Origin of the sequence: Borreliella mayonii (genome assembly GCF_001945665.1) — a bacterium.
Taxonomy (GTDB): Bacteria; Spirochaetota; Spirochaetia; order Borreliales; family Borreliaceae; genus Borreliella; species Borreliella mayonii.
In genome coordinates this window covers 1-24,702 of record NZ_CP015789.1, presented here as the reverse complement: position 1 = coordinate 24,702, position 24,702 = coordinate 1, and the positions used below count along the sequence as shown (strand labels likewise).

General features: G+C 23.1%; 19 protein-coding genes and 5 pseudogenes. 14 read left to right on the top strand and 10 right to left on the bottom strand.

From position 1 onward, the window contains the following. The first annotated feature begins 699 nt into the window (after positions 1 to 699). Both Bmayo_RS07020 and Bmayo_RS05575 read left to right on the top strand, forming a co-directional pair. Positions 700 to 882 carry a hypothetical protein gene (locus tag Bmayo_RS07020; RefSeq protein ID WP_010261783.1) on the top strand — a complete coding sequence of 61 codons (183 nt, stop codon included), beginning with the start codon at positions 700 to 702 and terminating at the stop codon, positions 880 to 882. Positions 883 to 1,669: 787 nt separating this feature from the next. Continuing rightward, the gene (locus Bmayo_RS05575) at positions 1,670 to 2,401 is read left to right on the top strand and encodes a virulence associated lipoprotein (RefSeq protein ID WP_075552685.1); all 732 of its coding nucleotides are present in this window, start codon (positions 1,670 to 1,672) and stop codon (positions 2,399 to 2,401) included. 241 nt (positions 2,402 to 2,642) lie between these two features. Here Bmayo_RS05575 and Bmayo_RS07650 read toward each other — a convergent pair whose 3' ends face one another. The 5 genes and pseudogenes from Bmayo_RS07650 to Bmayo_RS07120 all read right to left on the bottom strand — a co-directional run. Beyond that, positions 2,643 to 2,747, bottom strand: a complete 105-nt coding sequence (locus Bmayo_RS07650) for a hypothetical protein (protein ID WP_465251051.1) — start codon at positions 2,745 to 2,747, stop codon at positions 2,643 to 2,645. 1,082 nt (positions 2,748 to 3,829) lie between these two features. Next, positions 3,830 to 3,997: a hypothetical protein gene (locus tag Bmayo_RS06895; RefSeq protein WP_158512879.1), complete on the bottom strand. Its 168-nt coding sequence runs from the start codon at positions 3,995 to 3,997 to the stop codon at positions 3,830 to 3,832. Between the two features lie 275 nt (positions 3,998 to 4,272). Further along, positions 4,273 to 4,416, bottom strand: coding sequence for a hypothetical protein (locus Bmayo_RS06890; protein WP_012665721.1), 144 nt, complete (start codon positions 4,414 to 4,416; stop codon positions 4,273 to 4,275). A 3,265-nt stretch (positions 4,417 to 7,681) separates the two neighbouring features. After that, positions 7,682 to 8,023, bottom strand: a complete 342-nt coding sequence (locus tag Bmayo_RS07125; protein ID WP_235633180.1) for a chromosome replication/partitioning protein — start codon at positions 8,021 to 8,023, stop codon at positions 7,682 to 7,684. A gap of 191 nt (positions 8,024 to 8,214) precedes the next feature. Further along, a pseudogene (locus Bmayo_RS07120) lies at positions 8,215 to 8,397 on the bottom strand (ParA family protein); the annotation flags it as partial. A gap of 917 nt (positions 8,398 to 9,314) precedes the next feature. Between Bmayo_RS07120 and Bmayo_RS05545 the strand changes: the two are divergent. The 7 genes from Bmayo_RS05545 to bptA all read left to right on the top strand — a co-directional run bounded on the left by Bmayo_RS05545 (position 9,315) and on the right by bptA (position 15,361). Then, on the top strand, positions 9,315 to 9,893 hold the full coding sequence (locus Bmayo_RS05545) for an isochorismatase family protein (RefSeq protein ID WP_075552683.1): 579 nt from the start codon (positions 9,315 to 9,317) through the stop codon (positions 9,891 to 9,893). Positions 9,894 to 10,458: 565 nt separating this feature from the next. Continuing rightward, entirely contained in the window at positions 10,459 to 11,532 is a 1,074-nt protein-coding gene (locus Bmayo_RS05540) for a plasmid maintenance protein (protein ID WP_075552682.1), read from the top strand. A 9-nt stretch (positions 11,533 to 11,541) separates the two neighbouring features. After that, complete coding sequence (locus Bmayo_RS05535; RefSeq protein WP_075552681.1) at positions 11,542 to 12,105, top strand: DUF226 domain-containing protein; 564 nt, start codon at positions 11,542 to 11,544, stop codon at positions 12,103 to 12,105. After that, the gene (locus Bmayo_RS05530; RefSeq protein ID WP_075552680.1) at positions 12,081 to 12,839 is read left to right on the top strand and encodes a ParA family protein; all 759 of its coding nucleotides are present in this window, start codon (positions 12,081 to 12,083) and stop codon (positions 12,837 to 12,839) included. The genes Bmayo_RS05535 and Bmayo_RS05530 overlap by 25 nt, the downstream gene beginning before the upstream one ends. Before the next feature lie 16 nt (positions 12,840 to 12,855). Next, positions 12,856 to 13,437: a chromosome replication/partitioning protein gene (locus Bmayo_RS05525; protein ID WP_075552679.1), complete on the top strand. Its 582-nt coding sequence runs from the start codon at positions 12,856 to 12,858 to the stop codon at positions 13,435 to 13,437. Positions 13,438 to 14,221: 784 nt separating this feature from the next. Further along, a complete protein-coding gene (locus tag Bmayo_RS05520; RefSeq protein WP_075552678.1) occupies positions 14,222 to 14,728 on the top strand; it encodes a hypothetical protein in 507 nt (168 codons plus the stop codon). Between the two features lie 12 nt (positions 14,729 to 14,740). Next, positions 14,741 to 15,361: a virulence-associated protein BptA gene (gene bptA / locus Bmayo_RS05515; protein ID WP_010259717.1), complete on the top strand. Its 621-nt coding sequence runs from the start codon at positions 14,741 to 14,743 to the stop codon at positions 15,359 to 15,361. A gap of 482 nt (positions 15,362 to 15,843) precedes the next feature. Here bptA and Bmayo_RS05510 read toward each other — a convergent pair whose 3' ends face one another. Next, positions 15,844 to 16,065 carry a hypothetical protein gene (locus Bmayo_RS05510; protein WP_075552677.1) on the bottom strand — a complete coding sequence of 74 codons (222 nt, stop codon included), beginning with the start codon at positions 16,063 to 16,065 and terminating at the stop codon, positions 15,844 to 15,846. 429 nt (positions 16,066 to 16,494) lie between these two features. Here Bmayo_RS05510 and Bmayo_RS07440 point away from each other — a divergent pair, with 429 nt between their 5' ends. Both Bmayo_RS07440 and Bmayo_RS07435 read left to right on the top strand, forming a co-directional pair. Beyond that, positions 16,495 to 16,617: a hypothetical protein gene (locus tag Bmayo_RS07440; RefSeq protein ID WP_012614991.1), complete on the top strand. Its 123-nt coding sequence runs from the start codon at positions 16,495 to 16,497 to the stop codon at positions 16,615 to 16,617. A 3-nt stretch (positions 16,618 to 16,620) separates the two neighbouring features. Next, the gene (locus Bmayo_RS07435) at positions 16,621 to 16,746 is read left to right on the top strand and encodes a hypothetical protein (protein ID WP_012614988.1); all 126 of its coding nucleotides are present in this window, start codon (positions 16,621 to 16,623) and stop codon (positions 16,744 to 16,746) included. A 420-nt stretch (positions 16,747 to 17,166) separates the two neighbouring features. Here Bmayo_RS07435 and Bmayo_RS05505 read toward each other — a convergent pair. Further along, a pseudogene (locus Bmayo_RS05505) lies at positions 17,167 to 18,053 on the bottom strand (S2/P23 family protein). A gap of 467 nt (positions 18,054 to 18,520) precedes the next feature. Between Bmayo_RS05505 and Bmayo_RS07565 the strand changes: the two are divergent. Continuing rightward, a pseudogene (locus Bmayo_RS07565) lies at positions 18,521 to 18,851 on the top strand (phosphorylase family protein); the annotation flags it as partial. Between the two features lie 28 nt (positions 18,852 to 18,879). Here the strand turns inward: Bmayo_RS07565 and Bmayo_RS07640 are convergent. Beyond that, a pseudogene (locus Bmayo_RS07640) lies at positions 18,880 to 19,005 on the bottom strand (BB0158 famile outer surface lipoprotein); the annotation flags it as partial. A 556-nt stretch (positions 19,006 to 19,561) separates the two neighbouring features. Here Bmayo_RS07640 and Bmayo_RS07430 point away from each other — a divergent pair. Continuing rightward, the gene (locus Bmayo_RS07430) at positions 19,562 to 19,684 is read left to right on the top strand and encodes a hypothetical protein (protein WP_010258766.1); all 123 of its coding nucleotides are present in this window, start codon (positions 19,562 to 19,564) and stop codon (positions 19,682 to 19,684) included. Positions 19,685 to 19,763: 79 nt separating this feature from the next. On the opposite strand, the pseudogene Bmayo_RS06690 reads toward Bmayo_RS07430, so the two are convergent. Together Bmayo_RS06690 and Bmayo_RS07560 are read right to left on the bottom strand one after the other, a co-directional pair. Next, positions 19,764 to 19,901: pseudogene (locus Bmayo_RS06690) on the bottom strand (complement regulator-acquiring protein); the annotation flags it as partial. Between the two features lie 279 nt (positions 19,902 to 20,180). Then, a complete protein-coding gene (locus Bmayo_RS07560) occupies positions 20,181 to 20,303 on the bottom strand; it encodes a hypothetical protein (protein WP_367613321.1) in 123 nt (40 codons plus the stop codon). Positions 20,304 to 20,472: 169 nt separating this feature from the next. Between Bmayo_RS07560 and Bmayo_RS05485 the strand changes: the two genes are divergently transcribed. Continuing rightward, the gene (locus Bmayo_RS05485; protein WP_075552676.1) at positions 20,473 to 24,288 is read left to right on the top strand and encodes a class I SAM-dependent DNA methyltransferase; all 3,816 of its coding nucleotides are present in this window, start codon (positions 20,473 to 20,475) and stop codon (positions 24,286 to 24,288) included. Positions 24,289 to 24,702 lie beyond the last annotated feature (414 nt).

The following is a 24,702-nucleotide window of genomic DNA, read 5'->3' as shown; positions in this document are numbered from 1 at the left end:
TAATATTTTTTTATTAGTATAGAGTATTTTGACTCATAACTTTAACATTTAAATCGAGCAATTTAACTTAAAACACAAACTTTAACTTTAACTTTAACTTTAACTTTAAAATCTTAAACCATATAATTTTGAGAAAAATTATCAATAATTTTTAAAATTTACTACTAATTTATCAATTTATTCTTTATTTTAAAAAACCTCTTTAGATACTTATACTATGTATAAATATCTAAAAGAACAACAAGAAAAAGTAATGAATCATGCATGTAGATTACTTATTCTTACCATAACAATATTTGAAATCAATTTAATATTAGAAAATTATTCTCAAAAAACTCTACTCAAATTTTATAACTAAAATCTCAAAAACCGAAATCTAACTCCTAGTGTTATATCAACAATGAAAAAATACTTAAACCAATTAGAAAAAGAAATAAACGTCATAGTCAAATTCTATTTTAAATACAATCAATCCATAATTTATTATAAACTTAATTACACCCTAGAAAAAGTTTGCTTAAAACTACAAGAATACTACAAATTATTCTACAAAAAATTAAAACAATTTTTACAAAAAAACACTACTACTACTTAATTGTAAAAAATTATTTATTTGAAAATTAAGCAAATTTAGAAATATAAATTGCAAAGATATATATTTTTATATGATAAATAATAAAAATTACTAGGAATACTAACTTGGAAAAACTTTTGAAAAAAATAATAAAAATGAATTACAAAAATAAGCTATTTTCTCACTTAACAATTCTTATTTACACACTAGGCGACACTGAACTAAATTCAAATATTGAGTACTATAGTAGGGGCTTTATACACCACGTGTTTAATTCTAACATACATAAAATATTGCAATACTACTGAAAATATTGAAATAGATTTATTAGAAAAAATCTCGATAATTTAGAAAACACACTAAAAATTATAACTAATAAATTTAACGTGGAAAAATATATTCAAACTTTACTACACAATCAATTATCCTTTAAAAATATATTACACAAAAATTACGAACTACTATAAATATATATTTTGGGAAGACTATAGGCTATAATGCCCTATTTTTGAATTATAAACCAAATTAAAAAAATCAGATATATTGTAAATGCATTATGGCGCCTCATAGGCCTAATAAATAACAATTAAAACTAAAAAATATATAAATAAAACGTAAATTAGGAAAATTAATGTTACATAAAATGAAATAGGGCTTAAAACAATTTCTTTTAAAGAAGTTGTTTTAAGCCCTATTTCATTGCTTATATTCATCAATCCGAGCTATAGTGTCGAACTAATTTATAGTATAACCAAAATTAAACTATAGTCAAGTTATATTTTGAATAAATTTAAACTACAATTACTAAAACTTTAATAGTATAACTAAATTTGCTATAAAAGTATTTAATTTTTTGCTAAACAAAAAAATTTTTACAAAATAAATCCGAATGAATTTATTCTAATTAGTGAACATCTTATTCCATTCCTCTTAAAACAATTGCTATAGCAATAGCTATCGAATTACTAACATTAAAAAATCAAAAATATTATAAAATATCTAATAATAAAAATATTCTTATTATTATTTCAATAATTTATACTAATTATTTAATTATATTATTATTGCATTATATTATAGTTAAGGAGAATATCTATGAAATACCATATAATCGTAAGTATATTTATTTTTCTATTTTTCAATGCTTGCAATCCAGATTCTAATACCAATCAAAATAATTCTAAAAAAGGATTATTAAAAATAGAAAAAATCCCTAATAAACAAATAAAAAATAAGCTACTTGATGATTTAAAAAATTTAATAGAAACAGCTAACGAGGATAGAAAAAAATATGAAAAAAAATTAGAAGAAGAACCTTCAAACCAATATGGAATATCAATTTTCAAAGAAATTTATTGGGTAGCATCATATGAAACGGTAGCAGATAATACCGATAGATCTAAAAACTATAGAAAATTCACTTATGCTACTTTAAATCCTATTAATACCAATAAATTAGCAAATCTTTCAAAGATTTTAATTCAATCAAAACAAAAAACCCTCTTATTTGGCACTTTTTGCAACCTTGGAAGAACTTTTGATACAGCGATTAATCACTTATATCCTAAAAAGGATGCTTTAGACAAACTAGAAATTTCAAATTTAGAGAAGCTTAAAAATTCGTTTGAAAAATTATTATCCATGAAATCAATCGTATCAGACATGTTAAACCAACTTTTATTAGATTATCAAGATGATAAGGATTCTATAAAAACAGATATTGCTAAGCTTGAATCTCATTTAACGGAACTTTACAAGCAAATTGAAAAAAAAAGTTCCCAATCAACAAAGTTGAAAAATAACATATTGTCAATAAGCAACCTTTAAAGTCATGTTATTGGAATTAATATTATGTAAAAACCTATCCTTTTTTAAAGGATAGGTTTAATAGTGAACTACTATTTCTATAATCTTTGATTTAGAAATAGTAGTTCACTGGAAATTTAATAAAACCTAAATTAAAATCTGCTTAGCTCTTACCTAAAGTAACAATATCCCCATAATACAATAAAAATCAAGCATTGGTTTTTTTCTTTTTGTTTTCTTTCGTAATTTTCATATTCATTAATTAAATGATAAGACTTCTTTTTTTAATGAAAAATAATATTTCAAAAATAAAATAAGCTCTTTTAGTATCTTCTTTACAAAATTCGTAAAACCCTTTGTTTTTCATTAAAATCCCAATAGACATTTTTCTATTATTTAATTCAGGCAAATTTTCTTTTTTTTTTACGTTTGATAAATTCTCTTTTAACTGTCTTTGTATTCCTCTAAAGCCCTATTTTTTAATTTTATCTATATAAACAGGCCTACTCTAGAACCCTTTTCCCGTAAACTTTTTTTGCTATACTTTGTATTAATAAATTTCCTAAAAGGAATTTTAAAATTTTCTTTTATTAAATCTTTAAATACACTTTGATCTTCTTTTATACAAAGGGGAAATACATAGCTTGATTCACTGCATCTATTTGAAACAAAACATCTCTATAAAATTCTAGAGGTAAAAGAATGAAAAAAATTATTTGTCGATAAAAATCTTGTTGTAACAAGGCTTATATTATTCTCAATTTCTAAAATATATTTTATTTATATTTTGACTCTACTACAACTCCTTTATTTTTAGAGTAATAAATAAATCTGCTGTCAAATAACCTATAAGATATTTTTTAAACATAACTTGGATTGATATTTATAGATTTAAAAATTTTTAAATCTATAATAACTTCCAAAATACAGAATCTTCACTTAGATTATAATTGTTTATAGCATATTCTTCTTTTGAATATGTAAATTCTTAAGCTTGTTTAAAAGCTTTTTTCTTGTATAGTCAATTAGCTATTTTAGCTTTTTTGGTTTGAACGCCAATACTAAAATTATTGAAAATATCTTTTAAAGAAATCCCATTGTCATAAATATCTTTATTTGAAAAATCTTTTTAGTAAAAAAATAATGGGGATATTTGTATTCAAGTTTTTCAAAATTAATAGTAAAGATATTGTTTTTTCCTAAAAACCCATATTTTTCTCTCTTTTGCCTTTAATACTTTTGTAAAATACTTTAATCAGCTTACTTTTTTTAGTCCATCTTATATTTAGTAAAAATAGCAATAGTAACTCCGGTTTGGATACAAAATACATTCTTACCTATGCTGCCATCATCAGTTTTTTTTCTTTCTTGAACTATCGTGTAAATTTAATATATAAATTTCATCAAATGTTTTTAAGAGGTAATCTCATACCTCTGAATGCCACCTTGTCAAGGTATCCATTTGTTTGTTATGATACCTAGCAATCCTTCGTTAGAACTCTTAATTCTATGTTCTGCAAATCTAATAAACTTAGTGCGGTCATCATTAAGTGGCCTTAAATTTTTTTCATTTATAAACTTATTTTCTATTTTTTTATAATCATTAACTAAATTCAATATATATATTCATTATTATTTTTTGAATCTGAATTATAAGGAGGATTTCCTAGTATGACAAGTATTTGCTTTTCTTTAACTTTATTTGTAAGTTCATTTTCTTCTCCAATTGCAGGGAAAACACCTTAAAAGATTTTTGATCTGAAGGCTTTGTTTTATCAATAAAATTAGTAAAAAATATTTGTAACTTTATGTTTTCATTATTTAAGCTGCCGCTACAAATTTTTCTTTCAAATATTGACTTGGCTTTAAATGATCAACTACATAAGGAACCATTAAACATTCAAAACCATAACATTTTTAAGTATGTGAAAATTAACGTAATCTTCTTGTTTTTCAGAGTCTATTGGAATTTCGTTTAATATAATTTTAATTACTTCAGGTAAAAATGTGCCAATACCTATTACAAAATCAAACACTGCAACTTTATCCCTATTTTCAAAGCCATAATTTAATTTAATTTTTTTAAGTGCCTTATGTAAACTGTTAACAATAAAACTTACACCCTAATAGGAAGTTTACTACACTCCTTTGGCCTTTCTTAATTTAAACATCGTACTTAGCTAGAAAATCCTCATAAAAACAAAGATAGGAGGTCTTTTGAGCTTGTTTTGGCTCTTGTAAAAGATAAATTCTTTAAAAAAAGAAGCTCTGTATCAATTTATTTATTACATTAATAATTTCTTCTAAAATCTATCTTGGGCTATTATATTCATTATTTGTATCAATATCACTAATTAATTTTAATATATCTCTTATAAGCAAAAAGTTACAAAGTATAAACTTTTTAATATTATAAAAAGCTATTTTTCATTATTTTTATTATTAAGTCTGGCAATAAAAAGTTCATAAGTAATAGTTTGGGAAATTGAGTCCGAAAATTCATTGGTAGAAAAATTATTATTATAAATATTTTCTTTAATTACATTATAAATCTTTATCTATACACTATTAGTCAGATTTTTAAATCTGAACTATTAGAATTAAGATTCTAATCTTATTCTAATAGTTTCTTTATTTTCTAAAATCGTTGATAAATAGATATATACCCTATCAACATTATCTTATTAATAACCATATTTTCATATTACTTAAAACACAAATTTCAATAACGGTTAATTTTAAATAAGAAAGGATATTTTTCATAACAACACTCAAAACAAAAATTATACAACAAGTTAAAAAAACTTAAAAACTTGTTAATTCATTATGGTGTGTTTTAGAAGTCTACTTTTGAATTTAGGATTGCTTTATTAATAAATTTATTTAAACTGGCTTCTATAATTCAATAATTTATTAAATATCCAAGTTCTTAAGAAATATTTATCACAAAAACCCTACTACTAAATAGGTTGTTAACTTCTTTATAATTATTAAATACCGACCTATACTTAAAATATTCATTAAATTTAAGCAAAGACATAATTACCTTGTCTTAAACTTTTAGATAATTATAATTGATTTTTAAGGAAATCAAAATGATGCCCCAAAAGCTTTTAATAATAAAAAAATTGTTATTCTTGCAAAAAGCTACTTAAGAAAAATAGTAAAATTTGTTGTGTTGTTTATAGAACTAGAAATAAATACCCCCAAAACCCTTATAACGAGCTAATAATTGTTTTTATTGGGAGGTTATTTAGGGATTGTAAATTTTTATATACAAAGCCTAAAACAAATTTTACATTTTTATACTCATATCCTTTTCTATTTTTTGCTTGCTGTTTCTTTATAATAACGAGTTTTTAATCAATTAAAATAAAATTTTTCTTTCTAACATCTTTCTTCCTTCTTTCAAACTATCTTCAAGACACTTTAATTTATCTTTATAACTCTTCTTTATCTTTTGGTTATTCTTCTTTTTTAAATTTTCTCTTACTTTTTGTATTTCTTTTTCAATCTCTTCTAATTCTTGTATTCCTTTTTTATTAACTTCTAATCTTAGATTTTCAACAATATTTTAAGCTACCAGATTTTAGATTTCTCTTGTATCTCTGCTTGGCATCTTAAATTAATTTCTCTTTTATATCTTATTTTGTATCTATAAAATCTAAAAATTCTTTAGCTTGTTTTTTTTAAATCTTATTCTAAATTTTGTATATCTACAACTTATATAATGTTTATAAGAACTTATTAGTATAAAAATAGCAGACATAGTAAGCTTTTCCTCATAATTATCCCACCAAGCTTTAGGAATATATTAAAGACCTATATTTACATATATAAAGCTTAAAAGCAATTTAATTACATTGCACAATGTAAAGCAAAAAAATAAAGCCCCAAAAAAACTACTCCCCCCAGAGCACAAATTCCAAAATCACCAAAGCAAATCACAATAAAGACAATTAAATGCAAACAATAAAAATATAAGATATTCCTTCTTTATTAAATAAAGTTGGAATAATTTTTGCAACATAAATTTTAAAAGCATTATCAAAATAAACATTTATTAATAAAATTGTAAAAAAGAAAAACCAATATTAAATACAAAGCTCAAATATCTATAAGTTAATTTAGTTTTACAACAACTAGTAATAAAAATACATTAATAAAATTAATAGATACATTAAATTTTAAATCTTCATTACAGACACTATAAAACAAAATTTTGTATTTTACTTTTTCTCATTATTATATTAGTTACAATATCAAGCAAAACATCTTTTCTATTCTAAAAAGCTCCTTAAAAATATAATTTACTATTATTATCTCTTTTTTACAAACTCACATAATTCTTTATCTCTAATGAAAATTCTAATAGAAATATTCTTATTATTTAATTTACTTATATGATTATTAAAATTTAATGATTTTTTTTTCTAAACATGTGTTTTTTTATATTTTTAAATCCTAATTCCCTAATCTTATCAATAGATAAAACTACCCTCCAAAACTTTTGACTAAAGTTTTAAATAAAAATAAGTTTACGCTTTAGCAACTACAAAAGGCTTTACAAATTGAGAAAAACTTTTAAAACAATCATATTTATAAAGTTATTTTGTTTAAATTTCATATAGAATTTTCATTTTTTGAATTTTACTATCAATTTCTTTTTCTAAATTCATTTTCAATTGCCCTTTTAAATCTTTGCAAATTATTAATTTTTATCTATATTAGTATCTAAATTAGATAAATTATCAATAATTGCGGTATTTCCAATTTTTTTATTAAGATATAATTATTTTTATTTTTATTTTTATTAATAAAGCACATATCCTTAATATACTTTATTATCTCATATAAATTATTGAGTAGACTAAACCATTTTTAATTACTATCTAATATACAAAAAATATTTTGCAAAGTTTCTTTTGCCTCTTTATAATAGCCTAATTTTGAAGACGGCTCTAAAAGCTCATTTATAAAAACTTTTATATCATTTGGAAAATGAATTTTGTTGGCGTTAAAATCAATACATTATTCTCAAATAATATGCATATTTATTTGTAAATCATCTTTTACTTTTTACTTTACTACCCCGATTTTTTGACACTTTATGATTTAAATAACTACTTTATAAATAAAGAAATTCCCTGTTTTTTATCAAATACCTTATCTGAATAATATATTTGATAAATCACATAGGTTCATATTCTTAACACAAAATTATCTATACTAAATTTTTAATTATATTTTTTAAACTCCTTATACTCTTTCATAATCTCATTAAGCAATTCTTCTCTATCTTCAAGTAATTTTTCTAACAAAAAAATAATAAATTGCTTTTGATTTGTAATATATGTATGCATTTTCTGTTTTAAGCTGAAATCTTAATGGCCTAATAAAATTTCGATTGAATTTTTTGATTTTCACTCCTTCTTTATCCTTTAAAAAAAATAAAGAATTTTGTATGCTGTTTTCGATTATATCTTTCTCCCAAGCTAGCCCTTCTTCTATTGCATTTGCTATTCTTAAATATTCATAAGTCTGACTTTTTGCTATTTTGTAATTCCTAGTAAACATTTCAAAGTTTTGATAGCCATCTAATTTATAATATTCTTTATCTTTAATCTCTTTTAAGATCTTCATTGTTTTTATTTTATTGTGAATTTATTTTTAAAAGTTGATTATTAGTCTTTTTTAAATAAAGAGAACTTGTTCCAGTTTATCTTAATTAAAATTAATTTCAATTTTCTTTTGATTTTTGTCAGTATTGATAAGATCCTTTATTTTTTATATTCATATATTTAAATTTTAAACTCATTCTATCTCCTTACTTATCATGAAGTTAAAAATTTTTCCGATAACTGGAAAAATTTTTCAAGTGTAATTTCATATTCTTTTATATAATCTTTATTTAAATCGAAAGTATCGTTCTCTGCTATCCTTTTGTTCAAGTCTTCACGTTCATGAATGGGACCTAAAAAATTATCATCACCGCTTATTAATTCCAATAAGTGTTTTCATTACCGAAATTACATTTTTTTGCATATTTTTTAGTTTAAGTTTATTAATTTTTTTTTACTTTCGTTTTCTCTTTTTTATTTTTTATTTTTATAAATCACTTTTATTTAAAATATATGTATACATATATTTTTTTTACTATCTCTTTCAATAAGCCCGGACAAATAATTGCAAATATCACACATTAAGCAACACATGTGCTCTTGCAATTTTGATTTTTTAAGCCAATCTCCAAAAAATTTTTAAAAAACTTATTATATTTATTGATTGCCCTTTAAGAAATTTTTTTATTATGCTTTTATTATAACTTTGTAAATCTTTCAATAGTTTAACTTAGCTAGATTGGAAAATACCTTGCTATTAGGGTTTTATTATAACTGTTAAATTTTACTTTTTTTGTTAAAATTTATATTACCAATGATAAAAATACGCCAATCTAAATTAAACATTTTTAATAATGTCCAAATCCTCCTTATATAAGGCGCATCATAAATCAATTTTACTAAAAAACAAAAAGCATATCTAAGATTTTCACCCTATTAATACCACACAATATGGTAAACAATTTTCGATATTATACTATAATTAATATTATTATAATACATTGTTGTAATATTATTATATTTAGGGAGAGAATTTATAAAATAAAGCATAATTACTAGAATACTTGTTTTTTCTATGAATGATTGTAATGCAAATTTTAATATTAATAATTATAAAACCAAAACTAAAGATGAGTTTTATGTTTTAATTTAATTAATTTTAAGGAAAAACTAATTACCATATTGATCCCAAATATATAATTATTGACAAAAGTTATATCAAGGGATATGCCTAATATAGCAGAAGCATATTCTGTTATTAAATATCTCCTAAGGAGGATTTTATTTTTAAAATAACAGAAAATAGTGCACTTATTTTAATAGATATACAAAATGATTTTTTAGAATCAGGCGCTTTACCAGTATCTAACAGTAATGAAATAATTTCTTTGATTAACCAACTTCAAAATTATTTCAAAAACATTATTGCCACCAAGGATTGGCATTGTAAAAATCATGTAAGCTTTTCTAACAATAAAAATGGGGGTATTTGGCCTGAGCACTGCGTCAAAAATACTTGGGGATCAGAGTTTCCTAATGATCTAAATACAAAAAGAATAAAAAAAGTTTTTTTTAAAGGAACCGATCAATATTACGATAGTTATAGTGGATTTTATGATGATTGCATTAAAAAAAAACAAACGGGCCTTCAGCTTTATCTGAAAAACAATTCAATCAATACATTATTTATAACGGGACTAGCATTGGATTTTTGTGTAAAAGAAACAATACTTGATGCAATTAACTTGGGATTTCGAGTTTATCTAATAACAGATGCTACAAGAAGCATAACATCTACTCCTGAATTAATAATTCAGGAACTTAAAAAGCTTAATGTATTAACTTGCTTCTCCAAGGACATCTTCGACAGCCAAAGTAAGCTTAATATATAAAAAATCATTCAATAGTATTTAATTAGAAAACTACTATTTATAATTAAAACTATCATTCAATGATAGCTTTTTAGACTATATAAGAAAAGCTTATCCACCAAAGAATAGCCTTTATATTAAATTAAAGCCGCCTTTTCCTTGGTTTTTACTTCTTAGTAAGAATAATTTTAAGATTCATAGTTACATTTATATCTCTATCATATAAAGCTCTGAAATTAACACAAGTCAACTTAATATTACTTATCCTTTGTATAATACCACTTCGAATGTACTATTTAAATATAACAAAAGAATGATAAAGAACTCAAATACTTCCCCCATGCATCATATAAAAATATCCATCTCAAAATATTAAAAACAACGCCACCGACATAATTCTCTAATACCCAATGTACAGTCTATGGATACAATAAAATCTTTTAAGAATTCAATTCCAATAACACCTGTTTAAACCGGCTCACAATATAAAAAATTTTTATTTTTTAGTGATAAACTTTACTTATCTGAAAAATTGCTTTATTATGTAAGAGTGTATAAAAAACCATCCGAAGTTGAGGAGGCAGAAGTGAAGGTTAATAAATCCCTACAAATACAAAGCAAATATCAACACAAACTAATTGCTTTAATTGCGACACTCGAGTATATTAATAAAAACAAAAAAAAATACAACCAATCAGACGTCCTTTATTGTTTTAACAGCAACTTAAGGCGCAACGGGCAAAAAGAAGTTTCAATCAAAACACTTCGAAACTACTTCTATAAACTAAAAAAGCTAAATATTACTATTAACTACTATAGACATCTAGGTATTAATATGGGCACTGAAATCTACTATGCTCTTAGGCATTCTAAAAAAGACTGCTATAATCTACTAAACCAACACTTTAGGAATAAAAAAACAGAAAGATTTCAAAGACGTGTTAATGCATACATTAAAATAAATTACGATAAAAAGGACAATGTAAAAAATGGGGAGTGTCTTAATAATAAATATAAAAAAGAAGAAAGAGAAACCGAAAGAAAAAAAAGGATTAATAAGCTTAAACTAAAAAAATATGCAAAAAAATGTAATTTCGATAATGAGATTTCCTCTTTTATTATTAATCTTAACTTAAAAAAAGAAACAACAATAAAGCTTTTTAAATTTATAATCAAAGAAAAATATTATCTCAAAAAAGAAAACAAATTTAATTTACAAAAAACACTGCAAAACAAAAAAAGAGATTTAATTTCAATATTAAGAAAAACCCAAAAAATTTTAATAAAAGAAGGTTGCGACAAAAAAAAAATAAAAACCCAAATACAAAACACATATCAAAAATATAAAAACAAACCCCATTTCATATTAGAAAGCAATAAATATAAGGATTTCGATCAAATTATAAAAAAGATAAAGGACGATACTAATAAAACCGAATCCCAAAAACATAAAGACAATATAAAAACCAATATATATAACATACTTTTAGATCAATTACATAAAAAAACCAACACAATAAATTTAAGGTCGAAAATTAAAGAATACTTAAATAAACAAAATAAACTTGAATACAAAAAAGTATTTAATAATCAATACTATAATGAAATTATTAAACTAATAGAATCACAAAATATTTATAAAAATAGCTATATAAATTAAGAGTTTGAAATGAAAAGTGTATTAGAAAAACTTAAAAACAAAAAAAAAGAAATAATAAAAAAAAACAGAAAGCCAGAAATTTTCATCAAAAAAGAAATTCTCAATGAAAGAGCAATATATCACACTAAAATGCTAATGGATCTATACAAATTTGAAATAAACAGATATAAAAAAAACAAATTTTTAATTCTTTTTAGGAAATTATTTAATCAAGGAAAATTAGAAGGACTCAATTTATTCTCTACAAAAGAAAATGATAAATTTATAGGAATTTTTTATGGATACAGAAAACCTATAAAAAACATTGTTATAAAATACAAAATCAATGGCACTTTAAAATCATATACATTTTCCAAAGTATATTATATAGAATTTAAATTTAAAAAAGGCAGTGTGTTTTGTTATTTAAGAAGTCTTGCTAGGTTAATCAAAAAAGAAAAAATTAATAAAAAATATTTTCAAACATTTATTGACATGTTAAACAGATTGGAAAAAAAAGTGTATGAATTTTATTGCAAAGAATTGCCTGATGGAGGAATTATAAATAAATGGATAGAGAAAACACTAAAATAGTTGCCATTTGCTCAATTAAAGGAGGTGTTGGCAAAAGCACAAGTGCTATTATTTTTTCAACACTCTTGTCTAAAAAATATAAAGTTCTTCTAATTGACGCCGATCCACAAGCATCAACCACTAGCTATTTTTCAGATCTCTTGGAAGAACAAGGGGTAGATGTTTCAAAACAAAGCATTTACGAAGTATTAGCAGATAAAAAAAACATAAATTCTTCCACCTTTAGATTAAACAATAATTTATACATATTGCCCAGTTATATATATTTATACCTTTTTTATGACGATAACATCCCGTTCAAAGAAACTAGATTAAAAGATAGTTTAAAATTGTTAAAACATAAATACGACTACATAATAATAGATACTAGTCCTAGTTTAGGAATTATTTTAACAAACGTATTAGTTGTAAGTAATTATATAATAATTCCAATGACTGCTCAAAAATGGTCGGTAGAAAGCATGCAATTATTAGAATTTGCTCTAAAAAGATTAAAATTGAAAATACCGATTTTCCCAATGGTAACTAATTTTAAGAAAAACAACACGTATAAGCACTTATTGGAATTAATAAGCAGAGATGATAATTTTTTAGGCGTTATTCATGAACGTGAAGACTTGAACAAAAGGATAGCAGAAAACGATACTTTCGATTTAAATAAAGATTATATAAAAGAATATGAAATTACACTTGAAAAATTTTTTCAGTTGTCAAAAAAATTTTTAATCTCATAATATATAGGGAAATGAAATGAGTGTAAAATTAAAACATATGAATATAAAAATAAAAGATCGTATTAATACTGGCAAAAATCAAAAGCAAATTGAAATTAATTGTTATGAAGATAAAATGGAACGATTTCTATTTTTAAAAGAAAGGCTAATAATCAACTTCCAAAAAGAAATTCACAATAAAATAGAAACAATGAAGATCTTAAAAGAGATTAAAGATAAAGAATATTATAAATTAGATGGCTATCAAAACTTTGAAATGTTTACTAGGAATTACAAAATAGCAAAAAGCCAGGCTTATGAATATTTAAGAATAGCAAATGCAATAGAAGAAGGGTTAGTTCAAGAAAAATACATAATCGAAAACGGTATACAGAATTCTTTATTTTTTTTAAAGGATAAAGAAGGGGAGAAAGTTAAAAAATCCAATCGAAATTTTATCAGGCCATTAAGATTTCAGCTTAAAACAGAAAATGCATACATATATTACAAATCAAAAGCAAGATTTACTAGTTTTTTGCTAGAAAAATTACTTAAAGATAAAGAAGAATTGCTTAATGAAATTATGAAAGAATATAAGGAGTGTAAAAAATATAATTAAAAATTTAATATAGATAATTTTGTGTGCAGAATATAAAATTATGGTTTTTGGAAAATAAAGTATTTAAATTCACTATTTTTATCAAATACCTGAATTTAAATACCTTGTAAAATATTGACTTTAATCAGAAAGTGTTAGAAAAATAATCAATAAAGTGAAGTAAATTCTTTAAAAGATAATTTATAAATAAATATGTATATTATTTGAGAATAATGTATTGATTTTAACACTATAATAGCGTATAATCTTGGTAAGTGGTGCTATTAACTATAAGCATCCTTAACTTTGGTCGATGTCTATTTATAGGGCTTAAGATAAGTATTCTTGCTTTAAGAGTATTTATGGTTAGGCCCTATGTAATTTTATTATTATTGGTATAAAATCACAAAAAAATCGATATTGAAAAATCTTTTATAAATAAGTTTTTTATATTCAAAATATAAAAAACTTAAAAAGTATTTTTATAAATCAGTGTTAGAATTATGCATTTAACTTTCCAAATCAATCCGTATAAATGTTTGCTAAAAAATGGAGGTTTTTTAAATTATTTTTACCATAAATTATTGCCTTGTAATAAAGAATTTAGACAGCTTTTAAAAAGCTTTTGTGATTTATATTCTTGATGATAGACCGATCTTAAAAAAGATTCTATAAGCTGCTATCATTAGATAAAGCAATAAACTATTTCTATAATCTTTGACCTAGAAACAATAGTTTTAAAAAAGAGAAATTAAAATTTTTTTCCTATTTATTTCTTTTTTAGAATAGTATAATAATAAAAGGTATGAAAGTGATAATATTATTATTTTTTTTATTAATTTCCAACAGTTTTATTTTTTCTAGTGAAACATCTGAAAAAGTTGTTATTTTAAATGATAGTAATAGATATGATTTCGGGTTAATTCTTAAATTAAAAACTCAATTTGGATCCTTTATTTTAAGACATTATCATGAAGGATATATAGATTTAGATTTTGAGATACAAATTAAAAATAGCACAGAGATTGTATTTAAAAAGGTGTATATTAATGGGGTTTCTGTGATAGACCATCCAATCAATGCTCGCTCTCGCTTTATTGACGAGGTTAATTATTTTAATTTTGAGATGAGGTTCTTTGAGCACAGTGAAAAAATGAATAAAATAAGAAAGTTAGCAGAAGAAAGTGGAATTGATGTATACGTTGAATGTTTTGATGAGATAAATAATAAGAAAAAAAAGTATTCTTTCAAGGTAAGCAGGAAAAATAGTGTGCATTTTTATAGTGCATTTGATATGATTTTTCATAAATAGGATAGATTATTAATGAGGGAAATATTATTTTTTGGGTTATTATCAATTTGTATTTTTTTAGTTTTCTTTTTTTACAAACAAAAAGAAAACAATATTATTTATAATAGAATTGTTGAAAAGTTTGAAGATAATGTTGTTATCGATGAAATCTATACACATCTCTTTAAAGACAGTAATTTAAAAGAATTGGTTTTTATAAAATCACAGCTTATAATTCCTGAGCTTGAGCATAAAAAGATGATAAAAGCGACAGGTTATCGTGCAGATGCTTATAAAGCGTTATCTACCGTTTATAGGTTTGATTTTAAAGTGCATGACAATAAAATTTTAGGTTTTAAAAGTGTAATTTTTGAAGGATTTGAAGATGCTAAAGTTTCAAAGCATGAAAATAATTTACCAAGTGAGAAATGGCAGCAATTAAAAGATTTTAACATTGGTGATCCGAATATAAATGAAAAGTTTTTTCATTTAGAATTTCCTTTTGTAGTAAAAAATACCTTGTGTGTTACTATTTCTAAAGGGTTTTTTAAGAAAATCAAAAAATTAAAACGATTAAAGATTATGTTAATTTCTAATGAAGACAGAGAATATAAAATAGATATAGAAAATTTTTTGCCAAAATACAATCTTTAATTTAAATTGAAAATTTTAAAAACAGTGTGTTTTTAATTCTAGTGTTCAAGAGGATGCTTTTCAGTGTGAAAAGCAAATGATATCTGGGCTAGCTGAATATAATTTTTTAAGAAATATTTTAGTGATCGGTTTGGATTTCCATTTGCGCAAAGAGAAGTTTATTTATTTATGCAAAAGTAATTTGGAATTTAAAATGCATTGCAAAAAATTTTAAAGTTTTTAAATAACAAATTGGCCACTTCTTCTAGATTATTCGTTTTATTGTTACCTTTTTGGGACAATAAAAATTTGAGAAAAAAGGCCGAAATAATAAAAATAATTGTTGTTAAAAATTTTATTTCTGTAGCATAAAGGAGAAAGTTTTCTGTTTTTAAAATTAGGGGATAGGTTTTTTTAAATTGCATCCATTATATAAACAATATATTTATCTTTTTTTGATTAATTCTCTAAATTTAGGCATTTTTTGAATTTCTTTTTTACTTCTATTTTATATTTTTAGTTGTTTTAAATAAGACTAAGCTAAGTGTTAAATATTTTAAGGAATCTTCTGAAATCATCATTATATTTTCTATTTTAATATAACATTCAAAAACCTCTAGTTTGTATTTTAAATGGCTTTTTGTGATTTTATAATCAAACTTGTTTTTAAGGATTTCTTGAGCTTCAGAAACTTTGTAAAATGAATGTCCTTCTATTATGCTCATAAAATAAATATAGGGTTAATTCATTAATAAAAAAACTTCAAAATAGGATATGTATATATTCATATGGTGTATATTGTAGGGTGTAAATTTTATGTTTTTTATAGCTTCTCCATTTCGGAAAAGTTAGGCATTTTAATTAAAATACTAATTAAGAGTAGTTATGCTATCATTTAGTATAATTTTTACATAAATAAAAGTTTGATTTATTTTATTTGTTTTGTGTTTCCTAATAATTATAAACAAAGAAATTTTTAAATTTGAGATAATTATTGTAACACATAACAAAAATAATATGGTAAGGGGAAGATATATTGTTGCTTTAAAAAAAGCATTAGCTATATAGAGTTAAATAAAACTAAATCTAAGAAAAAAGAACCTAAAAGAATTAATTTTAGAGTTAAAAAAAAGAAGAAATTTTTGGGAATTTTAATGTGTGAGTTTTTTAAAAAGGAAAAAGACTTAATTGGGAAAATAATAGAAAAGCAAAAAAATTTAAATGTAAGTAGAGATAATTTGAAGAATATGCACAAGCTTGTTTCAAAGAGTTTGTAAATTATGAAAAAATTATCAGCAAATTATATTCCTGAAATAGTAAGAAATAAGAAACTAGGATATCTAATAAACAATAGAATTATAAAAAAGCTAGTTCAAATAAATTCATTTAAATCCGTTAGCAAGTAATTTAAAGTTCAAAAGTAATAATTTTTTTATTGTTTAGAAAAGAATATTGTGATATGTTTTTCCATATTATACCCCAGCTCCTTTTAAGTTTGTAAAAATCTAGGTATATGTTATTAATATAATAATATTAAAACCAAAAACTATTAATTTCAATTTATGAAAAATTAAAATTAATAGTTTTATTATATTTTGAATTAAATATTTTACATAATGCTTAAGAAACTTTTAAAGATTTTTGTTTTAATATCCACAAAAAGAAAAAAGGGGGAAGACAATTTACTTTGGTTTTCAATACCAATACTTTTAAATCAACAAGTTAAAATACCTCATATGCCATATAACTTTATCAATTTTGAATTATATTAATTGCTGAATTTTTGGCTCCATTTTTTTGCCTTTGCTTTTCTTATTCAGTTTTCATCATTCATCAATAAAAAGTTTTAATTTTTCTTTTGATAAATTTGAATACTTATCAAATATTAATCTAATAGCATCATTAAATAGCTTTAGATTTAATATGATTTCGTAGGTTTTATCTTTATTTGTTTGTTTATCTTTTATAGTAAAATATGCAGGCATATAGTTGCATTTACTTTTCTTGTAAAAGAGCTTAAAATAATCTGCTAAGGAATTGTCAAAAACTCCAAAATTATATGAATAAATGTATTGAGGTTCTCTTGAAGTTTCTTTTAAATTGATTTTGGCAAAACCAGTTCTATTTTGTTCAAAATCAATATTCGACTCTTCAGAATTTAGTTTTAAACTTTTGATTTCATATTTTTTTTCAAACTCTTCAGTTGATTCAAATGCTATTATCTTAGCTATAGGTACTTCTTGACTGAATATTTTATAGTTATTTTCATTAATGCTATAATTAGTATAGCTAAAGGTAAGCAATGAATAAGTTTTGAATCGGATGGGTGAAAAAATATAAGAATACTTAAGCTCCCTAAGATCTTCAATTAAATTGTTATTTTTATCTTTTATATCTCTTAAATCACCAGATTTTGCCCATGTAACATAACCACTTGCAAGTATTTCAAACACCTCTCCTTCTTTTATTTCGTTTAATTCGGGTTCCTTAAAAGTAAGACAAATATTATTATTACTCTCTTTAATGGGGTTTTTATTATATTTTGTAATATCCCCTCTTCAATTATCTTAAAATCAAAAACTTCAGTTTTGATACTGTTGATTTTTAAAGATTTTGGTGGCGTCAAAAAACACGAATAAAATAATGGTATATATAAAAATATATTCGAAATATATATGTCTTTTTCATAAAATTTCTCTATTAACTTGATCAAAGTTAAGAATTTATAAAATATTTTTTCGTTATATCACAAGAATAATTAAGTAAAAGACAAAAAATTCTGTAGATCAATATCAATTGACTTGTTAACTTTTTAGAATTTGTAGAAAATATTTTAAATATAATTTATATAGTATTGTATTTTGTTTTACTCTATGGAGCAATATGTAAAAAAATGTTTATTGTTTTATTATTTTTGTGTTGATAAGTTCTTACAACAATTATGCAAATGATAAAGGCTTAAAAAGAGTGAAAGAGTATTTAGAAAAAGAAGCAAAGGTATTTTTATGCTTATTAAATTTTGTTTTATAGCGCGGGCAAATAAAATTTTAAATTTAATGTATTTAGGGTTTTTATTAATGCAGTTAATACGATCAAATAATTTTTTCAATATTTTTGCAAGAAATTTAAAAAAGCGGTAAAAATTTGAATTTTTGTATATGTTTTTAATATTGGGCTAGTAAAGCTATAGAAGTTGTTAAATCAAAAATTATAGATTTTAATGCATATTGGGGATTGATAGTTTCAGGAGATCAGTTTATTGATCTAAAATATATGAACAAAATTATAAAAAACTTTAAAGATGTAATAGTTTTTGAGATGGAAGGTGTCGTAATAGGGCATGTTGCACATACGTTTAATGTCCATTTTATAGTTATTGGGCCATACGGATATTTTAAATAAAGAAGTTAATGAGGTTGAATATAATAAATTTTTTAAAAAAATATATGATAACCAAAAAATAAATCGTACTATTTATTACAAAAAATTCCAATCTTTTAATGATATTTAAAAATCTCAAAAAATTTTAAACATCCGGGCTAACAACCATAATGAAATAATTTTAGACCCAATGCAATTTTATAGGTTTTATCCCTATTAGTTTGTTTATCTTGTATAGTAAGATGCGCAAGCATATAATTATATTTGCTTTCCTTGTAGAGAAATTTAACAAATGCTTTTTTAAATAGTCATTTAAACCCCCAAAAATTATATGAATTAATGCGCCCCCGGCTTTCTTGAAGCCCCTTTACCTAATTAGAGCAATACTAATTTTATATTGATAAAAATCAATATTCAATCCTTCAGAAATTAACTTTGGGCTTTTAACTTTATATGTTTCTTCAACCTCTTTCGTTAGCTCAAAAGCTATAGTTTTAAACTATTGGTACTTTCCTTCCCCATATTCTATGATTTATATCAGAGCTTATAGCAAAGCTTTTGTGGATTTAAGGAACTTTAAAAGATAAACTTTATAGTTCCTTAAATCATTTTTTATTTTTATACCATCTGGAACATGTAGTATGAAAAATTGCTTTTTAGATAATTTTTAGCTTTGTATATGTTTTTTTGAATTCCTCTAATTATTAAATAGGACAGGCTCCAGAACATCCTAACAAATTTATATCAAATAAACATTTGCAATAAAGGCTTTAAAATTAAGATAGGCAGGACAATATCACATTTAGGGTTAATAATTGCTGGAAGACTGATCTATTAATTATGAAAATCAATATATCCAAAATTTTTGAAGAATTTGAAAATGCAATTATAATAGATATGGAAAGTGCATCGGCAGCTTACATAGTCTATAATTTCAATATTCCTTTTATTATAGCCATTTGAGGAATATTAAACATAGTTGCCAATGAGTATAATCCTGAAAATTATAAAAAATTTATACGAAAAGCTTCTCTAAATTCTAATTTTGGTTATTTTCTGGATTGGTATTACTATTTGGCCTTGGATTGACCTTTCCAATAGGTGCGCATGATATGCAAATTGAAGTTAATATTGCTGTAATAATGTTAAGCTTAGATTTATTTAATTTAGGGTTTTTCAAAATATTCTTCTTGCAAATTTAGACTAATAAATATTAATTTTAATTCAAAATAATAATATTACAATTTAATAATAAAAATCAAATAATTTTAATATTATTGAATAATTTAACAAAAAATAACAAAGAATTTTCCATCTATAATTTCTATGAAATTTTGGTGGAGATGAATTTACCGGTAAATAGATTTGTTTTGGTTTGAAATATACTTTTTTGACGATATTAATAAGGGCATCTTCAGTTAAAGAGAAGACAATAATTTCTAGACCAAAAATAAGGTTTTTAGCAATACTTGTCTAAATAAGTAAAATATTTTTTTATTGTAAATCTTAAAGTTACTGTTTTTAGAGTATTAATAAATTTATAAGGGTGTATATCGGGAGTAAATTCTAGTAATAAATGAATATTATCTTTATCATTATTGAATTCATTGAAAGTTATTTTGTCAACCGATTTATTTAAAAATTAAGTTTTTAATTAAAAACTTAATTTTTTTAGAATATATTGTTAGTATTAATAATATATGGAAAAGATTTGTAAACAATGTAAATGGATTTTTTATAAAGCATAGATAATGAAAACTAATGATATCGTAAAAACAAACAATCCTAATATATCTCTTTATAAACAATTATCAAAAGACTTTATAAGAAAGGAAAATATTAGCAAACTAAAAGACTTTTTTATTCTTATAAAAAACAAACTTTTTTCAATAGACGACAATTCAACAGAAGCAAATATAGAGTCTTTGCTAAAGTCTATATTTGAAGAACTAAATTATTCAGTAGAACAACAAAAAGCTGGGCAAATAGAAGGAGTGGAGTCTAGAATAGATATGCTACTTTTTGAAAATGATAAAGACAAAGTAGCTTTTAATAATAAAGTAAAAGAAGCTAAAAAAAATAATGAACCTATTCCTGTTGAAAATATCTTACTTATAGCAGAAATTAAGCGTCCAGCATTTAGTTTTCATACTAAAGATAAAGTAAAAGAAGCAGAAGATCAGCTATATAGATATCTAAATCAATATCAAAAATATTATGGGATACTTTCTAATGGAAAGGTATGGAGATTATATGACAAATCAAAAGTACTTTATGGAGAAAAAAGATATATTGAGTTTAATTTTTCTAAAATTGAAGAAAAAGAAGAATATAAAGAACAAGAATGGTTTGTTTTATTTATCTACCTTATAAGAAAAGAAAGATTCTTAAAAAGAAGTAATATAATAGAAGTTGAAAAAGAACAAATAGCTAAAGAAAAAGAGATAATTCAAAAAACCTTAAGAGAGATACTTTATGAGAGACCCGATGACTCTATAGTATTTAAAATTGCAAAAAATATATATGACAAAGAATTTAAAGCTTCAGACAAAGAAATTACCGGGCATATTTTAGCTAGCATACTTGAAGAATCAATTCTTTTTATTTTAAGAATATTTTTTATTGCATATATTGAAGATAATGAAATTTTTAAGAAAATATTAGAAGAAAATAAGCTATACAGATCTTCTGTATCTTTTAGATATTTTTTTTATGATGAAAATACAAAAAATAAATTAGGATATAAAAAAATAATAACAATTTTTAATTTACTTGATAAAGGAAGTGATGCAATAAAGTTTCCTATATTTAATGGAGGATTATTTGCAGAAGATAAGGTTAAATATTTGAATAATGAAAGTTTGCTAAGTATTAGTGAACTTGAAGAAATACTGGTTAAAATACTCTTCTTTGAAGAAAAAAATATTAAAGATAAAAAATTTGTAGAGTATTCAAAGCTAGATCCCAAAAGTTTTGGAGAATTATATGAAACCCTGCTTGAATATGACCTAAGAATTGCAGATACTACTGTTCATCGTATTATTGAAGACGGAGTTTATCTCATTCGTACCGAAGAAGAGCTTGCAAACAAGCAGGTAAACAAAGTTGCTACATACTATCAAGGCAATATTTATCTTACATCCAGGTCGCTTGATAGAAAGAAAAGTGGGGCATATTACACTCCAGATGATCTAACTGATTTTATGGTTACATCGTCAATTGAAGAACAGCTTAAAACCAAGTCCCCTTTAGATATAAAAATCATTGACAATTCTTGTGGATCGGGGCATTTTTTAATTTCTTGTCTAGATTATTTAACAGAAAAAGTATGGTACGATCTAGATAAATTTGAAGATGTAAAAAAAGAACTCGATAAAGAATATAGAGCTATTCTAAAAGAAAGTGAAGAATATGATGTTCAGGATAGTATAAGTAAAGAATTAGTACTTAGAAGGATCTTGCTAAAGAAGTGTATTTATGGCGTTGATATTAATCCTATTTCAATTGAAATTACTATGCTAAGTTTATGGATTAATACCTTTATTTTTGGAACACCACTAAGTTTTATTGAACATCATATAAAAGTAGGAAATGCTCTATTGGGATATACCAAAGATGAATTTTTTGATATTACAAAAAAGAAATTTGAAAGTGGATTTTCTTTGTTTAAAAAAAGAATTAAAGAAATTACAACTATTTTAGAAGATATCTATCAAAAAATTAAAGGTATTAATGATACTACTAAAGAAGATATAGAAAAATCTAAAAAGATATACAAAGAATATGAAGAAAGTGAAGATATAGATAATTTAAAAATAATATTTTCTTTAATCAAACTTTATTCATTATCTTTTGACAAATCTTTGAATATAGAATTTAGTGATATTACATCTGTAATTAGTTTAATTGAAAATATTTTGGGCAATAAAATTTCTATTGAAGATAAAGAAAAAATAGAAAAAATTAAAAAATTGAGTAGCTACTATAAATTTTTTCACTATGGAATTGAGTTTCCAGATATTCAGGAAGGATTTGATATTGTAATTGGAAATCCTCCATGGGAGAAAACTAAGTTTAATGAAGCAGAGTTTTTCTCAAAACACATTCCCGGTTACAGAAAATTAAGCATAAAAGAACAAAATAAAATAAAGCAAGAAATACTTAGTAAAGATAATCATCCTTTGAATATTGAATACAACGAAGAAAAAAACAGTATAAGTACTATTAACAATATTTATAAATTTGATTTTAAAGATTTTACCAGTGGTGGTGATCCCAATCTTTTTAGATACTTTGTAGCATTTAATCTAAAATTAATAAAAAGAAAAGGCAATTTAACCTATTTGGTTCCTTCAAGCCTTTGGAGTGAATTTAGTTCAAAAACATTAAGAAAACATATATTTGCTAACTATAAACTTAATTATATTTATCAATTTGAAAATAAAAAAAGATTTAAAGATGTGCATTCAAGTTTTAAATTTTCAATATTTCAACTTAGTAATGCTGAAGAATCTACATCAAGCTTTAAAGCAAAATTCATGATTCAAAACGATGATAATATTATTAAAGAAATAACTGGTGATTTAAAAGATAATAAATACGATCCTTATAGAGGAATTGAGTTAAGTATAGATCAAATTAAAGAATTATCTCCTATACAAGAATCAATAATTGAATTTAAAGATAATGAAGAATTTAGCCTAATTAACAAAATATTTAGTCAATTTAGTACTCTTAGTGAAGAGTATGTTGATTTTAAACAAGGACTAAATTTAACAAATTATAAAGCATTCTATAAAGAATATAATAATGAAAACTTTATATTTCTTTATTCCGGATCTAATGTTCATCAATTTAATTCAAGATTTTTTGAAGATAAAGACGCAAAAGAAAGTTCTAAATTGCTGTGGATAGATAAAAAAGACTTAGAAAAAGCATTAACCAAAGATAATCATTTTCAAACTGAAAGAGTGTTCTATAGAGGTATTGCAAGAAACACAGATGAAAGAACAATGATTAGTACATTATGCCCTAGAAATTGTTATTGTGTACATTCAATATATGTAAATTATGAGAAAATACCAATATCTATTTATAAAAAATTATTTATTGTATCTATTTTTAACACATTTGTATTTGACTTTATGATTAGAAGATTTGTTAACTCAAATGTACTAAAGCCATGTTTATATCAATGTTCCATGCCTCAACCTGAAGAAAAAGAAATTTTAAGTAATTCTTTATATTTAAATCTTGTGAAAAACACTTCTTTAATGATAGCTAAAAATGATTCCGATAATTTTAAATATTTACTTTATTTAGAACATTTTGAGCTTAGCAAAGAAAAAGTTAATAAAATACTGAAACTAGATAAAGAAGATGAATTTTTTAAAGAAAAAGAAAATGAAAACAATTTTATTGTAGCCAGTCTTTACTCATTAACCAAAGAAGATTTTATCATTTTACTTAGTGATTTTAAGGCATTAAAAAATAAAAAAGGAGAAGACTATATTTCGTCTTTAATAAAAGGATATGAAAATTATTTATTAAATAATAAAATTTTTTAACATAAATAAGTTAGTAGAAAAAATAAAAAATAAGATTTAAATTTGAGAAATTATCTAGAAAAAGAAAAGAATTAAGGTATTGCTTAAGATTTTTAAAATGGATAATTTGGATAAAAAGAGTGGTGTAATATTTAAATCAATTAGAATAAATTCGAATGAATTTATTCTAAAAAAAATTCTGTTTGGCAGGGTTGCTTTTTTAAAAAAAAGTTGCATAAAAACATATTAGCATATGTATTTCTATTTTAGAAAAGTTAAAAAAATTTTAGTTTGAGATTTTCAGGTTAAAGTTTACTATTTTTGAAAAATACAAGTTAAAATTTCAATTTTTGTATTAAAATTTAGGATTTTTGAGTTAAATGTTGAGTTATTTAGAGTCAGTCAAAATGTATTTGTACTATTAAAAAATTAAAT